Raw genomic sequence first — 15,727 nt, forward strand, 5'->3', positions numbered from 1 at the left:
GAGGGGGAAAATGGATGGGCGAATTTATTTTAGCGATTGATCAAGGAACGACAAGTTCAAGAGCCATTTTATTTGATAAAAAAGGTCAAATTGTTCATGTAGCACAAAAAGAATTTCAACAAATTTTTCCAAAGGCTGGCTGGGTAGAGCATAATGCCAATGAAATATGGGGTTCTATCTTGTCCGTTATTGCGGCAGTATTAACCGAAAGTGGCCATGAAGCAAGTGAGGTTCATGCGATTGGTATTACCAATCAGCGCGAAACAACAGTGGTGTGGGATAAACACACAGGTCAGCCGATTTACAATGCGATTGTCTGGCAATCACGCCAAACACAGGACATTGTGAATGCCTTAAAAGAACAAGGACATGAAGAACATTTTCAGCAAAAGACAGGGCTTCGCTTAGATGCTTATTTTTCAGCGACAAAAATTAAATGGATCTTAGATAATGTTAAAGGTGCTCGTGAAAAGGCAGACAATGGCGATTTATTATTTGGGACGATTGATTCATGGATTGTTTGGCGATTATCAAAGGGAAAGGCTCATGTGACCGATTACTCAAATGCAGCTCGAACAATGCTCTACAATATTCATGAATTGAAGTGGGATGAGGAACTTTGTGAGCTTTTAGCTATCCCAATGTCCATGCTTCCAGAAGTGAGAAATTCATCAGAAATATATACAGAAACGGCTCCAAGTATATTTTTTGGAGAAAAAATTCCGATAGCTGGGATTGCGGGTGATCAGCAAGCCGCACTTTTTGGACAAACTTGTTTTAGCAAAGGAATGGCTAAAAACACGTATGGCACTGGCTGCTTTATGCTATTAAATACAGGAAAGCAGGCAGTGACATCAGAAAATGGTTTATTGACAACCATTGCGTGGGGAATAGATGGGAAAGTGACCTATGCATTGGAAGGTAGCGTTTTCGTAGCAGGATCAGCTATTCAATGGCTACGCGATGGACTAAGGATGATCCGTACAGCAGAGGATTCTGAAACCTATGCTAGAAAAGTAGATCATACCGATGGGGTTTATGTTGTCCCTGCCTTTGTTGGGCTAGGTACGCCTTACTGGGATACAGATGCACGTGGCGCAATTTTTGGGTTAACACGTGGAACATCAAAAGAACATTTTATTCGAGCAACACTAGAATCATTAGCTTATCAAACGAAAGATGTACTAGATGCAATGGAAGAAGCAGCAGGTACTCCGATTGAAGTACTGCGTGTAGATGGTGGAGCTGTCAAAAATCAATTTTTAATGCAGTTCCAAAGTGATGTTTTACAGCTACAAGTAGAGCTAGCAAAATTGAATGAGTCAACAGCACTCGGTGCAGCCTATTTAGCGGGGCTGGCGACAAGCTTCTGGCCAAACCAAGAGGCTTTATCGGCATTATGGGTGAGTGGGGAAACCTATCAACCTCACATGGATGAAGAACAAGCCACAGCTCTGTACACAGGATGGCAGAAGGCTGTAGAGGCAACACGAATTTTTAAATCATAGCTATTGGGGGAGAAAGGTATGTTTTCATTTGAGCAGCGACCAAAAATTTTATATTATCTAGAGCACTATAGCTTTGACGTATTAGTCATTGGTGGCGGTATTACAGGTGCAGGAATTGCATTAGATGCCGCATCAAGAGGCCTTTCTGTTGCATTAATTGATATGCAGGATTTTTCAGCTGGTACGTCGAGCCGTTCAACCAAATTGATTCACGGTGGTTTACGTTATTTAAAGCAATTTGATGTAGGAGTTGTAGCCGAAGTAGGGCGAGAGCGTGAAATTGTTTATGATAATGCTGTACATGTCACAACGCCTGAAAAAATGCTATTACCATTATATAAAAAGGGTTCACTCGGTCCCTTCACAACATCTATGGCATTAAAGGTCTATGACCGCTTGGCAGGTGTCAAAAAACATGAACGTAGAACGATGTTAAATGCTCAGGAAACCTTGGCATTAGAGCCTTTACTCAATCAAGAGGGCTTAGTCGGCGGTGGCTATTATGTAGAATACCGTACAGATGATGCCCGCCTAACAATTGAAGTATTAAAAAAGGCTGTAGAATATGGAGCACTTTGCCTCAATTATGCTGAAATGACGGAATTTATCTACGAAAAGAAAAAGCTTGTTGGCATTAAAGTGAGGGATCATGTGACAGGGAAAATGCTCAATGTCCATGCCGCCCAAATTGTGAATGCAACAGGTCCTTGGGTTGATGACGTACGACAAAAAGATAAAGTAGCAGATAACAAGCAATTACGTCTAACAAAGGGCGTTCATATTGTCCTCAAACAAAAGGATTTTCCGCTAAAGCAAGCTGTTTATTTTGATATTGCTGATGGTCGTATGGCCTTTGCCATTCCACGAGATGGCAAAACCTATGTAGGGACTACGGATACTGTCTATGAAGGTAATCCTGTACATCCAGTGGCAACACAGCAAGATGTGGATTATCTAATGGAGGCTGCAAAAAAGATCTTTCCAACTGCTACTATCACAAGAGACACAATTGAATCCTCTTGGGCAGGGGTCCGACCTCTGATTTATGAAAAAGGCAAGGATCCATCAGAAATTTCAAGGAAAGATGAAATTTGGACAGCGCCAAGTGGTTTAATGACGATTGCGGGTGGAAAGCTAACGGGCTATCGCCAAATGGCTGAAACGATTGTGGATAAAATTGTGAAGGCCCGTCGCTACAAGCATGCAAGTGCCTGTTTAACACGTGAGCTAGCACTTTCTGGTGCAAAGGGAATCAACGCTATTAATTTCCCTGACTATATTGCCTATAAAGCACGAGAAGGCGTACAGTATGGCTTAAATTATGACGAAGCCAAGCATCTCGTACAAAAGTATGGCACGAATGTAGATGCCTTATTCGATCGCGTGAAATTTTTACATGAACATGGCAGTACAATGCCTCTTGCCTTACATGCGATGCTACTGTATGGCATTGAAGCCGAAATGGTCTATACACCAAGCGACTTCTTTATTCGTCGGACTGGTTTATTATACTTCGATATTGAAGCAGTAAAGCTTTATAAACAGCAAGTGATTCAAGTGATGCAACAACGTTTAAATTATACGGAGGAACAAAAAAATAGGTATATTGCTGAATTAGAGCAAGCCATTAACGATGCAACAAATTTTGTGAAAGAAGGGGAGTAAGGGATGGAGCGTTATATTCAAATGTCGGATGAACAATTTGTCTTCACTCGAACATTGGAGCCTTCAACGCCATGTATTGGACATATTCACATTTTGCATGGCATGGCAGAGCACAGCGGTCGCTATTTAACCTTTGCAAAAACACTTAACGCAGCAGGCTATGTTGTGACGATGCACGATCACCGTGGGCATGGTGAAACGGCAGCATATAATGGGACATTGGGCTTTTTTGCTGAAGAAAACGGCTTTGAGCGTGTTGTAAAAGATGCTCATGAAGTGATTACACAACTTCACGTACCATACGCTAATGTACCATTTATTCTCTTTGGCCATAGTATGGGTTCCTTCATTACTAGACGCTATATTCAATTATATGGAGAGCAAGTAGACAATGTTATTCTCTGTGGCACTGGAAATGTGACAGCCTTGCATGCTGTAGGAAATCTAGTAGCTAAGGCTTTAGCTAAGGGACTAGGAAAAGAAACTGAAAGTAAGCTGTTAAATCAATTGAGCTTTGGTAGCTTTAATAAGCAATTTCCCAATCCGAAGACTGCCTATGATTGGTTATGTTCAGTACAACAAGAGGTGCAAAGGTATATCGATGATCCCTATTGTGGCTTTATTCCAACGAATCAATTTTTCGTGGATTTGACAACTGGCTTTGCCACACTAAATCGTAAAAAAGAATTAGCAAAAGTAAGAAAAGGCCTCCCTATTCTCTTGATTAGTGGCAGTAAAGATCCAGTTGGTGAACAGGGGCTAGGCGTTTACAAAGTTGCTGAACAGTTAGCAGCAGTGGGTGTAGAGGATGTAACGGTTTATTTATTCGAGGATAAACGACATGAAATTTTAAATGAAGACAATCAAGAAGCGGTCTTTCAAGTTTTATTACGGTGGTTAGAAAAATATGATAGAAACTAAACTGCAGCAGGCAGAGGTCGTAGCAATAGTGGGGCCGACTGCCTCTGGTAAAACGGCATTAAGCATTGAACTAGCAAAAAAATATAACGGTGAAGTCATTAATGGTGATTCCATGCAAGTTTATAAAGGGCTCGATATTGGGACAGCTAAAATTACCGAAGAAGAGATGGAGGGCGTTCCTCATCATTTACTAAGCTTTTTAGAGCCTACAGAATCTTTTTCGGTAGCAGATTATCAAAAATTAGTACGTGCGAAGATCGCGGAAATTCAATCTCGTCAAAAATTACCTATAATAGTAGGGGGCTCTGGCTTATATGTACAAGCTGTCCTCTATGATTTCCAATTTACTGATGAAAAAGTAGATGAAGAAGCACGAAAAGCCTACTATGAGGAATTAGCAAAGCTTGGCCCTGAGGCAATGCATGACAAATTAAAGCAACTAGACCCTCAAACAGCGGAGACAATCCATCCAAACAATACACGTCGTGTTATTCGTGCATTAGAAATGCTGGAATTAAGCGGGGTATCAAAAGCAGCTGAAGCGCAAAATCGAGGGGAAGTACCCCTTTACCAACATGTTATTTTAGGGCTAGGTCAAAACATGTCTCGTGACGTGCTATATGACCGTATTAATCGTCGTGTTGATTTAATGATGGAAAATGGTCTTCTGCAAGAGGTGAAGGGATTATGGCAGCAAAATATCCGTGGTGTGCAGTCTATACAAGCCATCGGGTATAAAGAATTATATGATTATTTAGATGGTAAATGTACCCTAGAGGAAGCCATTGATAGCTTAAAACAAAATTCCCGTCGCTATGCAAAAAGACAGCTTACTTATTTCCGTAATAAAATGGATGTCCATTTTATTACGCCTGATGATCGATTATAAGAAATAAGAAAAATTTCTAAAAATTACTAATTGATAAATTGGTAGAACATGCTACTATAGGAATGAAGAGGTAGAAAGTTAGTAGGGAGGCTATTTGATGAAATCAATCAATTTGCAAGATACGTTCTTGAACCAACTACGTAAAAACAGTGTTTTTGTAACTGTATTTCTGTTAAACGGATTTCAGTTAAAAGGGACTGTGAAATCATATGATAATTTTACAGTATTACTACTTGATGCTGAAAATAAGCAGCACCTAATCTACAAGCACGCCATTTCTACATTCGTACCAGCAAAACAAATTGAGTTTTTAGAGACAGAAGTATAATAAGTTTGTTAAACAGTTAGTGTACTCACACTGGCTGTTTTTTTTGCTACAAGCTATAATGATAGTGGAATTTTATATTTTGGAGGACAAAGTTTATGAAAACAATGGAAACAACACAATTATTAGATCTGTTAGATGCAAATGAGGACCTATATATTATCGATGTTCGTGAAGAGGATGAAGTAGCACATGGCATGATCCCAGGTGCTCAACATATTGCACTCGGAACTATCCCTGAACGTTTAGAGGAATTAGATGTAGAAAAGCCATATATTATTGTATGTAAGGCTGGGGCTCGTTCTGCCAATGCATGTGCTTACTTAGAGGCACAAGGATTTGATGTAACAAACCTTGAAGGCGGCATGCTGGCTTATGATGGAGAATTAGAATTTAAATAAAGTGTGAGTAAAAAAGAGTTCCTTATCTTGGAATGACAACTTTCAACCCCCTATTAAAATTAATAGACCAGACATATTATGATATGCTCCCTATTAGGTAGACAGATGAAAAAATAAAATCTGTTTATCTAAGGGGAGTATTTTTTATGGGGCGAAGCAAACATCCACTCGAGTTGAAACTATATATCTTTCAATTGTTCGAAGAAGGTCACTATTCTATCAATGAATTGTGTGAAAGGTTTTCAATAGATCATCAAACTTTTCATAGATGGAAAATGAAATTTGAGGCAGGTGGACGTGAAGGATTACAAGAAGCTACTTCATGTAAGTTCTATTCAAAAGAGTTAAAATTAGCGGCTGTGGAGGACTACATTCAACGAAATTATTCACAGATGGAAGTGTTGGCGAAATACGAGATTAGCAGTACCTCCGTTTTAAAAAGCTGGGTAAAAAAGTATACTAGTCATAGTGAAATAAAAGATTCAGGTAAAGGAATGAGTCAAGCTATGACCGAAGGAAGAAAGACAACTTTTGAAGAACGTATTGAGATTGTCGAGTACTGTTTGAAGCACCAGAAAAATTATCAGTTGGCAGCGCATACCTATGGTGTTTCGTATCAACAGGTATATCAATGGACGAAGAAATTTGAAACGAATGGTGAAGAGGGATTACGTGATCGTCGTGGTCGCACAAAAGATGAAGTCGAATTAACCGTTGAGGAGAAATTGAAATTAGAGATTCAACGTATTGAACGTGAAAATGAACGTTTACGTGCAGAAAATTTATTTTTAAAAAAGTTAGAGGAAATCGAAAGGAGGCATCGTTAAGCCAAATACGTCTACAGCAACGCTATTTAGCGATTCAAGATTTACATCGAGAGGAAGAACTTTCGATTCTTTTACTATGTGAAATAGCTGATGTTTCGCGTGCAGCTTACTATAAGTGGTTAAGTCGCAAGCCTTCTAACAGAGAAGTTGAAAATGAAGCCATTTTAAAGGACATTCATCTCCTTTACCAACAAGTAGATGGTATTTACGGCTATCGTCGTACAACGTTGACAATCAATCGTCAGCGAAAAAGAAAATAATCAAACGATGGTTAACGAAAAGCGTATTTATCGTTTAATGCAGATTAGTGGATTGAAGTCTGTTATTCGTAGAAAGCGCAAGCCTTATCGTAAATCCCCAGCACATCATGTGGCGGAGAATTTATTAAATAGAGCATTTACATCGAAAAAGCCAAATGAAAAATGGTGTACAGATGTCACAGAGTTTAAGTATGGAAATGGGAAAAAAGCTTATTTAAGTGCAATTATCGATTTATATGATGGTTCAATTGTGAGTTATGTGTTAGGTCATTCGAATAATAATTCCCTTGTTTTCAAAACAATAAAATTAGCTATTCAATCATTACAATCAGGCGAACAGCCCTTAATACATAGTGATCGAGGTTTTCAATATACATCAAAGGAATTTAAGCGAATTGTGGAAACTGCCAATATGACACAGAGTATGTCCCGTATTGGTCGATGTATTGATAACGGACCAATTGAATCATTTTGGGGCACATTGAAGTGTGAGAAATATTATTTACATAAGTACGATTCATATGAAGAGTTAAAACTAGCGATTGATGATTATATTCATTTTTATAATTACGATCGTTATCAGAAAAAGTTAAGCGGCTTGAGTCCGTTAGAATTCAGGACTCAAGCCGCTTAATACATTTTTTATTATTTCCACTGTCTACTTGACGGGGTGCAGTTCAAAATATGTTTGGTCTATTTTTTTGTTTTGTTCGTTCTAACTAACAGAGCAGTTTAATGGAGTGTCATATACAGGGATTTCTCCAAAATTAAATCTTTTATGAGAGGAAAAATTTATTTAATACTTAGTAAGCCTAGTTTAATAGCTGTTACAACAGCACCTAAACGAGTTTCTGCATTTAATTTGCGAATAATAGAAGATATATGATATTCCACTGTTCTCCTACTCATACCTAATTCTAAACTAATCTCATTATTGGTTTTGTCCTCAGCAATACGTTCTAAAATCTCATATTCTTTAGGTGTTAACTTTATCATATGTAATAATCCCCCCCATTTATTTTCAGAAGATATCGTATCAATAAATTCCATTTTATTCTATATTATGGATAAAAAATATCGTTTAATCAAATGTAAATAGTGACAATTTTTCAAAAAAATAATTAAATTTCACTAAGGTTGCGGAAATTACGGATACCTTATTTGAGAAATTTTGTTAAATTTGAACTACAAAACAAATTAATATTTACATATTAATACCTAATAATTAATTGTTTTGTTGGAGTTATAAGGGATTTGAGGAGGTGAAAAAATGCTCAAGAGAATTAATCATGGTTTTAATAGTGCTAGCTCTAGATCTAAATGGTGTGTTTTTTGTGATGCAAAAGATTATTGCAATAAGTGTGATGCTATGGATTGGGGATGTGCTGGAGGCTGGGAAACTTGTTTTAGAAAAGATACAGACGGTTAAAACAAGTGCTTAATTTTTTATTTGGCAATGTAGAGTAAAATCATTATTTACTCTACATTGTATCAAGAAATGGGGGGTATTTATGATTGAATCTATGGAGAAAAAAATTAAAGTATCAAATTTTAAAGAGTTAGAAGTTAATCATAAAAAATATATTTATGTACCGAATACTAATGGTTTATTTGAAATAGATGATATTATTTATTCTATTTTATCAAGTGACAATAAAAGCATAGTGGAAGTTTTTAATCAATTAAAAGATAAAATAGCTGAAAATGAATTTAATAATATTATTGAATCACTAATAGAAAATAGGATTATCAATGATACTACTGATAGAAATGCTGTTAACGAAGAAAATGTTAAAAACATAAGTGCACTCACATTAATGATGGTCCAAGAATGTAATTTACGATGTAAATATTGTTACGCTGGTGACGGAGAATATAACGAAAAAGGCAGAATGTCTATAATTACAGCAAAATCAGCAATAGACTATTTGCTAGAACAGTCAGGTGATCGTGATGATCTATCCATTGTATTTTTTGGGGGTGAACCTTTATTAAATTTTCCAGTAATTAAGCAAGTAGTAGAATATGCAAATCACAAAGTAAAATTACATAATAAAAAAATTGGCTTTAGTATGACATGTAATGGAACGCTAATAAATAAAGAAATCACAAAATTTATTTTAGACAATAACATCGCTGTTCAAGTAAGTGTTGATGGGACTAAAAGCGAGCATGACATAAATCGTTTTTACGGAAATAAAAAGGGAAGTTATGATGTTATTTTAAACAGAACAAAAGAATTAAGGGAGCAAAAACAACTAGGAGTTAGGGCAACCATTACTCCGAATAATGTTGATTTGGTAAATATATATGAGCATCTATTCGACTTGAATTTTAGGAGTATCTATACTGCCCCAGCTATGCAGATGTTTACAGAAGATCAATTCATTGAATTGTCTAAAAGTTATGATGAATTAATTTGTTATTTCGAATATTTGGTAAATAAAAAAGAATATTATAAAGCAGTCAAACTCAATAATATAATGAAGAATTTAGAACGTATTCATATTGGACACGAATCAACATATTTTTGTGGTGCAGAGGTTAATTTTTTAGCAGTTGATATTAATGGTGATTTATATCCTTGTCATCGTTTTGTCAATAATAAAGAGTATAAACAAGGAAATATTTTTGAAGGAACATATTCCATTGCTAAGTCAAAATTTTTAGAAGAAGCACATGTTTCAAATAGATTAAATTGTAATAAATGCTGGGCAAAAAATTTATGTGGGGGTGGGTGTCACCATGAAAATTTAGAATCAACAGGTAAAGTAACGACACCACCTTTACATTATTGCATTTTAACTCAAAAGCAATTAGAAGCTACCTTGCATTTATATTTACGTTTATCAGATGAACAAAGAGAACTATTATTAGAAAAGAAAAATACAAGAGAGTTTGTTAAAAATGGAAATCAAAATTAAGAATTTAACAAAAATTTATAAAAATAAAAAGGTACTAGATAATGTCTCCTTAGAAATTCATAATGGTGTATTTGGTTTATTAGGGGAAAATGGAGCAGGAAAAACAACATTGATGGAAATAATCTCTACATTACTTCCATTTGATGACGGAGAAATTGAAGTTGCAGGGCTAAACGTAAAAAAAGAACCACTTAAGGTTTGTGAAATATTAGGTTATCTTCCACAGAAGTTCGATTTTTTCCCTAAGGTTACTTTAGAAGAGTCATTTGATTATTTATGTAAATTAAAAGGAATGAATAATAGCGCAAGCCGAAAACAGGAAATAAACTTAAGACTTCAAGAGGTGGGGCTATTAAGCGAACAAAAAAAATATATTCAAGAACTTTCGGGTGGTATGAAACAAAGATTTGGCATTGCTCAAGCTTTAATTGGTAATCCCAAAATAATACTTATTGATGAACCAACAGTAGGTTTAGATCCTCATGAGCGCATTTCCTTTAGAAATTTAATTACTCGGATTAGTCGAGATAAAATTATTCTGCTTTCAACCCATATTGTACAAGATATTGCTTCTACATGTAAAAATTTGATGGTGCTACAAAAAGGAAAAGTGAATTACTTAGGTAGTACAATAGACCTTATTAATAAAGTTCAAGGGAAGGTATGGCTTTATAATGTTTTAGATGATGAAATACCTCATGTGGATTTATTTGTATCTTTACAAGATAAAGGCAGCAGTATTGAGATTCGTTACATTGCAGATAGTCCGTTACAAGGAAGTATATCGACAGAGCCTACTCTAGAGGATGCATATATTTATATAAATAGAAAAGAGTTATCCATATGAGAGAATTACCTTTTTTAATAAACTTTGAATTAAAAAGACTCATAAAAAGTAGAGCTATTTCCGTCATTCTTATACTAATAATGTTGGTTCTTCCAATTATAATGAATAACTTAGACACTCAGGAAACTTTGATTGAAAAATGGTATGGAACACTTCAGTTACAAATGGTATTTTTACTTATTTTAATACCGAGTATGGTTTCTTATGTTTGGAAGGGGTATCTTCAATCTTTTGAAAGAGCAGTCATCCTACTAAAATTGACAAATAGATCGATGTATATAGTTGGAAAAATCGTAGCAGTTATTCTTTTTGTTTCAGTGTATCTATTTTTCTTCTACGTAGTTTTTTTTATCTTTTATGTAAATAAAGTTCCTATTAGCATTCTATTAATTACATTGTTTCAAGTCTTCCTTTCTATTTTCTACAGCATTACCTTTAGCTTTTTCATTTCCTTTTATTTGAAACGTACTGTATATCTACACATTTTACTAATAATATATTTGGTATTCAGCATTTATTTAAATTCTCCTTATTTTTCTATATGGTTTAATCCTGATTTTATACAACATCAAATGACTGACCTGCTATTTAATGTAAAGAGAGGTATTTTTCTAAGTATTGGCATACTATTTATGTTTGGAAATGTGTTGCTATTTAAAAGAAGGGTGAATGACAAATGAGAGATATCTTTTTATTTTGGTCGAAAGTGGTCTTACGAAGTGATTATTTGTTGACTTATTATGCTATCGTCATTCTATTATGTATCTCTCAGTATTTCTTTACAGTCAGTGATGCTCAAGCATTGATTCCTTTATATGGGATTTTCTCAAGTGTTTTAACGATTCAAATTATAACTTTGCATCAAAGGTATCATGTAGAGAAAATTTTAATGATTTCCCCAATATCGAATGGAAAGCTTTTATTATGGCAATGGGTTTTCAGCTTTATTTTGACCACCCCTGCAATTATGTTATTAGTTGGTTTTGTAAAGTTTGTATATGTAGAGACACCGATATATAAAATTCTCCTTATTGTTTTTGTTTTTCAGCTATTTACTATATCCATTCCATTTTTGATGGCAACAATTTTTAAAAATCAAGCAGTGTCTATAATTTTAATTGTCATCATTTATTTTTTATTAATGTTAATGCATGGTTATAGACTAGAAACGATTCAATATATAGCTCCTACTCTTAACTTTATGTATCCAGATTTCATTCATTACTTAAATGTTATAGGTGTTTTATCCGTTTGTTTGTGCTCTATATTGTTCGCGATTTTATTCAGCAGGAGGGCCACAAATAAAACGGAAAAGTGGATTGCTGGAATTATCACCAGTATGATGCTTTTCGTTCTATTAAGCTTACATTTTTATAATGGATATAAAGAAGAGGAACTGTTAAATAAACCTTATCAAAATTATCAATATAACGGGCTTACTGTCCAATACAAAGGTGTGAGTATAGAAAAAGTGAAGAATTATGCGAATGTTTATAAAGACATTATTCAAATAATGGAGAGCTTCGGTGTCAACAACATTCCGTATCACACGCTGAAAATAACGAGGGTTTTTAGCCTTCCAGATAACAATAGTTTAGAAAATATTATTATTAGTTCTGGCAACATCATTGAAATACGCCCGTATTCTAATAAATTTTTTGAATTTAATTATGGCTATAATATTACAGAAGACATGATAAATACATTAATGGATGAACAGTGGGAAACCAAGGAACAAACTAATTGCTATGAGGTTTTAAAAAGAACAATTGAGCAAAAGGTTATATACACCAACAAAAGCATGCTCTTTAGTGAGGCGAAAAAGAAGTCAGTAGAAAACTTGTTCATAAGTAATGAAAAAGATCCGTATATGGAAAAGTTTCTACAAATATTACAAGAAGAACCGAAAAATGCTTATCTGTATATCAAAAGGTTATAAGAAAACCTTAACTAAATCAGGGAGACAGAGTATTATTTCATGAAAATATTAGGTGAGGTATTTAAATATACAAAGCCATACAAAGCAAAATTATTTCAAGTAAATATTTTGATGGGCATTTCAATGATTTTAAGTATAGTACACCCCCTTTTATTTGGTAAATTTATTGATTCTATAACAGTAAAAGACCTCAATTCCGCATTCATAATTATAGTGTTTATGGCTTTTTTGTTTCTTTTTAATTTATTTTTTAAAGTAATCCAAAAATATTATTTAACGAAATTTGCCTGCTATCTACAAATGGATATTAAGTTAAAGATAATAAAAAGAATCATGGCTATGGACATGGATGAGTATCAATTAAAAGCAAAAGGTGAACTGATGAATAAAATAGAAAATGATACAAAGGCATTTTCTGAAGTAGTATCAGAGTTTTTAAATATTGTTGTAGATTTTATCAGTATAATAATTGTGTTCGTAATATTGATAAATCTTAATTTTATTTTAGCTAGTATTTTATTCATTGCTTGTCCTTTAGCACTTATCATTTTTAAATATTATGGAAAAAAAATAAGGATGACGGATACTGCCATCAAAAAAGATTTAGATTCTTATTTAACCTATCTGGGAGAAATACTGTCATCATTTAAATTATTTAAGATATTTAATAATGAGATAAACGCCATAGATAACTATCAAAAGAGAATTACCTTATTATACAAAAATACTCTTGATAAAATGCGTTTAAGTATAAAATCAGGATCAATAATAGAATTATTAAACTTTACAAGTTATTTAATTATCCTTATTATAGGTGCCTACTTTATTTATAAAGGCAGCCTCACCTTAGGAGTATTAATAGCATTCACAACCTATGCCAATAACTTTAGTCAGTCATTTTTAAGATTTTCTCAACTAAATTCCTTTTTACAAGAAGCAATTGTGTCTGTAAATAGAGTAAAAAACTTAATGGGAGACAATAAATACAATATAAGGAAATTGATAGTATCAGGCTATGTAAATTCATCGCATCATTTTAGAAAAGACAAAATAGTGTTGCGGAATGTAAGCTTTACCTATACTAATGCATTATCTCCAGTTTTAGAAAATATAAATTTCCAAATACCTTTGAAGAAAATTGTATTGATTAAGGGAGAAAGCGGATCAGGTAAATCGACATTATTGAATATATTATCAGGTTTATACATTAATTATCAGGGTGAAATATTTCTATCCAATCAAAATATTAGATATATTCCTAATGATGTTTATAGAAAAAGGGTATGTTTGGTAACGCAAGAGCATTTTATAATGACAGGGACAATAAGGGAAAATTTGTTATTAGCAAAGCCGAATGCAACGGATGAAGAATTAATTCAAATTTGTAAAATGGTTAACATTTATTCATATATAGAAACGTTGGACTATAAATTTGAAACTCTTATTGGGCATAATGGGCTTGAATTATCTACTGGGCAACAGCAAAGACTTTCAATAGCAAGATCGCTTCTAAGAGATGCGGATATCTATTTGTTTGACGAGATTACTTCTGCGCTTGATAAAGACAACCAAATAAATATAGAAACATTACTTTTATATTTAAATAAAGAAAAACAAAAGACTGTTATATTGGTTACTCATCACCCTGTTTTAATAAGTGAAGCAGATAAAATATTTGAAGTTAATAACAATCAGGTGAACGAGAGGGATTCATTTGTTGTTACAAGCTCTTAATAAGCCTAAATTGTTTGAATAGCTGGTTGTACTAAGTTAACACTCAAAAAAATTTTTCCTCTTGACACTAAAAAAGTTGTAAAGTAGATTTAACATAATTACATAAAAGCAATAGGTGCCCACTTGGGAGAATAGGGAATAAAGTGAAAAGCTTTAGCGGACCCGCCACTGTATAAGGGAGTTTCATAGTGTATGCCACTAGCGAATTGCTGGGAAGGTGCTATGAGATGTTGAACTTGAGCCAGGAGACCTGCCTACATGCTTTAGAAGAGATAGATGATGGAAAAGTCTGTAGTTTATTTGTCATGACAATAAACTACAGATTTTTTATTTTGTCTCAATGAGAACGAGAGGAGAAATAATCATGCAATTATTACAAGATACGATTCAAAATATTCAAGGGGTTGATATGAAAAGTATGGAGCAGGCTAGAAAACGGATTGATGGGCTTTGTAAGCCCCCAGGTAGCTTGGGTAAACTAGAATCACTTGCTGTACAGCTCTCTGGGATAACAGGACACTTATATCCAATGGTCGACAAAAAGGTGATGATTGTTTGTGCTGCAGATCATGGTGTTTGCGAGGAAGGTGTAACCACGAATCCACAAGATGTGACGGTCTTTCAAACATTAAATTTTCCTAAGGGAGGTACAGGCGTTTGTGCGATTGCGGGCATTACCAATGCAAAGGTTGTCACAGTAGATGTTGGGGTAAAAGAAGATATTCCACTTGATGCAGGAGTCCTTATTCATAAAATTAAATACGGTACCGATAACATGGCACAAGGTCCAGCTATGGCCAAACAAGAAGCCATTCAATCGATAGAAGTAGGAATCCAGGTGGCCACTGAGGAAATCATAAAAGGTGCTGATGTACTTGGGACTGGAGAAATGGGCATCGGCAATACAACACCAAGTGCTGCGATATTAGCTGTTTTGACGGGATGCAAGCCTATCGAAGTAACGGGGTTTGGTGCAGGAGTAGGCCAAGGAGGCATTGCCTATAAAGCAGCAGTTATTGAAAAAGCAATTACCTTAAATAAGCCTAATCCAAATGATGTTATTGATGTTCTGGCTAAGGTTGGAGGATTAGAGATAGGGGCGATGACAGGCATTATACTTGGCGCTGCTGTCCATCGTAAACCTGTTGTCATTGATGGATTTATTTCAACTATTGCCGCGCTCATTGCTTATAAGCTAGAACCAAAAGTAAAAGATTATATTATTCCTTCCCATGCCTCAGAGGAACCAGGGGCTAAAATTGCCGCTGCATTACTTGGCATTGAACCAATGTTGTACATGAATATGCGTTTAGGTGAAGGTTCTGGAGCAGCCTTAGCCTTTCCTATTTTAGATGCAGCTTGCTCGATGATGAAAAACATGGTGACTTTAGAAGAATCAATGCAGTTGTTAAAAAGGTAAGTTAAATGTCTCTTTTTTAATCATATAAGGAATGAAACATTAGCTAAAACAATAAAACAGCCAATGA

The 15,727-nt window shown here is 34.6% G+C and carries 12 protein-coding genes, 2 pseudogenes and 1 riboswitch; of the genes and pseudogenes, 13 read left to right on the plus strand and 1 reads right to left on the minus strand.

What is annotated here, in order from left to right; translation table 11 throughout:
- The first annotated feature begins 14 nt into the window (after window positions 1-14).
- The 7 genes and pseudogenes from glpK to PSR12_RS05880 all read left to right on the plus strand — a co-directional run bounded on the left by glpK (window position 15) and on the right by PSR12_RS05880 (window position 7,430).
- Window positions 15-1,508 carry a glycerol kinase GlpK gene (gene glpK, locus PSR12_RS05850; protein WP_274772031.1) on the plus strand — a complete coding sequence of 498 codons (1,494 nt, stop codon included), beginning with the start codon at window positions 15-17 and terminating at the stop codon, window positions 1,506-1,508.
- 18 nt (window positions 1,509-1,526) lie between these two features.
- Window positions 1,527-3,173 carry a glycerol-3-phosphate dehydrogenase/oxidase gene (locus PSR12_RS05855; protein WP_274772032.1) on the plus strand — a complete coding sequence of 549 codons (1,647 nt, stop codon included), beginning with the start codon at window positions 1,527-1,529 and terminating at the stop codon, window positions 3,171-3,173.
- 3 nt (window positions 3,174-3,176) lie between these two features.
- Entirely contained in the window at window positions 3,177-4,094 is a 918-nt protein-coding gene (locus PSR12_RS05860; protein ID WP_257521338.1) for an alpha/beta fold hydrolase, read from the plus strand.
- Window positions 4,081-4,983, plus strand: coding sequence for a tRNA (adenosine(37)-N6)-dimethylallyltransferase MiaA (gene miaA, locus PSR12_RS05865; protein ID WP_255601689.1), 903 nt, complete (start codon window positions 4,081-4,083; stop codon window positions 4,981-4,983). Before PSR12_RS05860 ends, miaA begins: the two co-directional genes overlap by 14 nt.
- Window positions 4,984-5,080: 97 nt before the next feature.
- The gene (hfq, locus tag PSR12_RS05870; protein WP_004225825.1) at window positions 5,081-5,311 is read left to right on the plus strand and encodes an RNA chaperone Hfq; all 231 of its coding nucleotides are present in this window, start codon (window positions 5,081-5,083) and stop codon (window positions 5,309-5,311) included.
- Window positions 5,312-5,406: 95 nt separating this feature from the next.
- Window positions 5,407-5,709, plus strand: coding sequence for a rhodanese-like domain-containing protein (locus PSR12_RS05875; RefSeq protein ID WP_009371183.1), 303 nt, complete (start codon window positions 5,407-5,409; stop codon window positions 5,707-5,709).
- 146 nt (window positions 5,710-5,855) lie between these two features.
- Window positions 5,856-7,430 (plus strand): annotated as a pseudogene (locus tag PSR12_RS05880) (IS3 family transposase).
- A gap of 158 nt (window positions 7,431-7,588) precedes the next feature.
- Here PSR12_RS05880 and PSR12_RS05885 read toward each other — a convergent pair.
- Window positions 7,589-7,783, minus strand: a pseudogene (locus PSR12_RS05885) (response regulator transcription factor); the annotation flags it as partial.
- Window positions 7,784-8,066: 283 nt separating this feature from the next.
- Here PSR12_RS05885 and papA point away from each other — a divergent pair.
- The 6 genes from papA (at window position 8,067) to cobT (ending at window position 15,660) form a co-directional block, all read left to right on the plus strand.
- A complete protein-coding gene (papA, locus tag PSR12_RS05890; RefSeq protein ID WP_156113266.1) occupies window positions 8,067-8,225 on the plus strand; it encodes a freyrasin family ranthipeptide in 159 nt (52 codons plus the stop codon).
- Window positions 8,226-8,307: 82 nt separating this feature from the next.
- On the plus strand, window positions 8,308-9,720 hold the full coding sequence (gene papB / locus PSR12_RS05895; protein WP_257521340.1) for a PapB family radical SAM/SPASM ranthipeptide maturase: 1,413 nt from the start codon (window positions 8,308-8,310) through the stop codon (window positions 9,718-9,720).
- Window positions 9,704-10,567: an ATP-binding cassette domain-containing protein gene (locus PSR12_RS05900; RefSeq protein WP_221680431.1), complete on the plus strand. Its 864-nt coding sequence runs from the start codon at window positions 9,704-9,706 to the stop codon at window positions 10,565-10,567. Before papB ends, PSR12_RS05900 begins: the two co-directional genes overlap by 17 nt.
- Window positions 10,568-11,243: 676 nt before the next feature.
- Window positions 11,244-12,506 (plus strand): ABC transporter A family member, encoded by a 1,263-nt coding sequence (locus tag PSR12_RS05905; RefSeq protein ID WP_274772033.1) that lies wholly within the window; start codon window positions 11,244-11,246, stop codon window positions 12,504-12,506.
- A gap of 39 nt (window positions 12,507-12,545) precedes the next feature.
- On the plus strand, window positions 12,546-14,240 hold the full coding sequence (locus PSR12_RS05910) for an ABC transporter ATP-binding protein (RefSeq protein WP_274772034.1): 1,695 nt from the start codon (window positions 12,546-12,548) through the stop codon (window positions 14,238-14,240).
- A gap of 96 nt (window positions 14,241-14,336) precedes the next feature.
- Window positions 14,337-14,512: riboswitch (cobalamin riboswitch) on the plus strand.
- Between the two features lie 92 nt (window positions 14,513-14,604).
- Window positions 14,605-15,660: a nicotinate-nucleotide--dimethylbenzimidazole phosphoribosyltransferase gene (cobT, locus tag PSR12_RS05915; RefSeq protein ID WP_274772035.1), complete on the plus strand. Its 1,056-nt coding sequence runs from the start codon at window positions 14,605-14,607 to the stop codon at window positions 15,658-15,660.
- The last annotated feature ends 67 nt before the right edge of the window (window positions 15,661-15,727 follow it).

The organism is Lysinibacillus sp. G01H (genome assembly GCF_028872195.1).
In the GTDB taxonomy this organism is placed as follows: Bacteria; Bacillota; Bacilli; order Bacillales_A; family Planococcaceae; genus Lysinibacillus; species Lysinibacillus capsici.

Bases quoted from the DNA above. Each gene is read 5' to 3' on its own strand.
- glpK (WP_274772031.1), top strand. From the start codon at position 15: ATGGGCGAATTTATTTTAGCGATTGATCAAGGAACGACAAGTTCAAGA.
- PSR12_RS05875 (WP_009371183.1), top strand. From the start codon at position 5,407: ATGAAAACAATGGAAACAACACAATTATTAGATCTGTTAGATGCAAAT.
- hfq (WP_004225825.1), top strand. From the start codon at position 5,081: ATGAAATCAATCAATTTGCAAGATACGTTCTTGAACCAACTACGTAAA.
- PSR12_RS05860 (WP_257521338.1), top strand. From the start codon at position 3,177: ATGGAGCGTTATATTCAAATGTCGGATGAACAATTTGTCTTCACTCGA.
- PSR12_RS05905 (WP_274772033.1), top strand. From the start codon at position 11,244: ATGAGAGATATCTTTTTATTTTGGTCGAAAGTGGTCTTACGAAGTGAT.
- papA (WP_156113266.1), top strand. From the start codon at position 8,067: ATGCTCAAGAGAATTAATCATGGTTTTAATAGTGCTAGCTCTAGATCT.
- PSR12_RS05855 (WP_274772032.1), top strand. From the start codon at position 1,527: ATGTTTTCATTTGAGCAGCGACCAAAAATTTTATATTATCTAGAGCAC.
- PSR12_RS05910 (WP_274772034.1), top strand. From the start codon at position 12,546: ATGAAAATATTAGGTGAGGTATTTAAATATACAAAGCCATACAAAGCA.
- miaA (WP_255601689.1), top strand. From the start codon at position 4,081: ATGATAGAAACTAAACTGCAGCAGGCAGAGGTCGTAGCAATAGTGGGG.
- papB (WP_257521340.1), top strand. From the start codon at position 8,308: ATGATTGAATCTATGGAGAAAAAAATTAAAGTATCAAATTTTAAAGAG.
- cobT (WP_274772035.1), top strand. From the start codon at position 14,605: ATGCAATTATTACAAGATACGATTCAAAATATTCAAGGGGTTGATATG.
- PSR12_RS05900 (WP_221680431.1), top strand. From the start codon at position 9,704: ATGGAAATCAAAATTAAGAATTTAACAAAAATTTATAAAAATAAAAAG.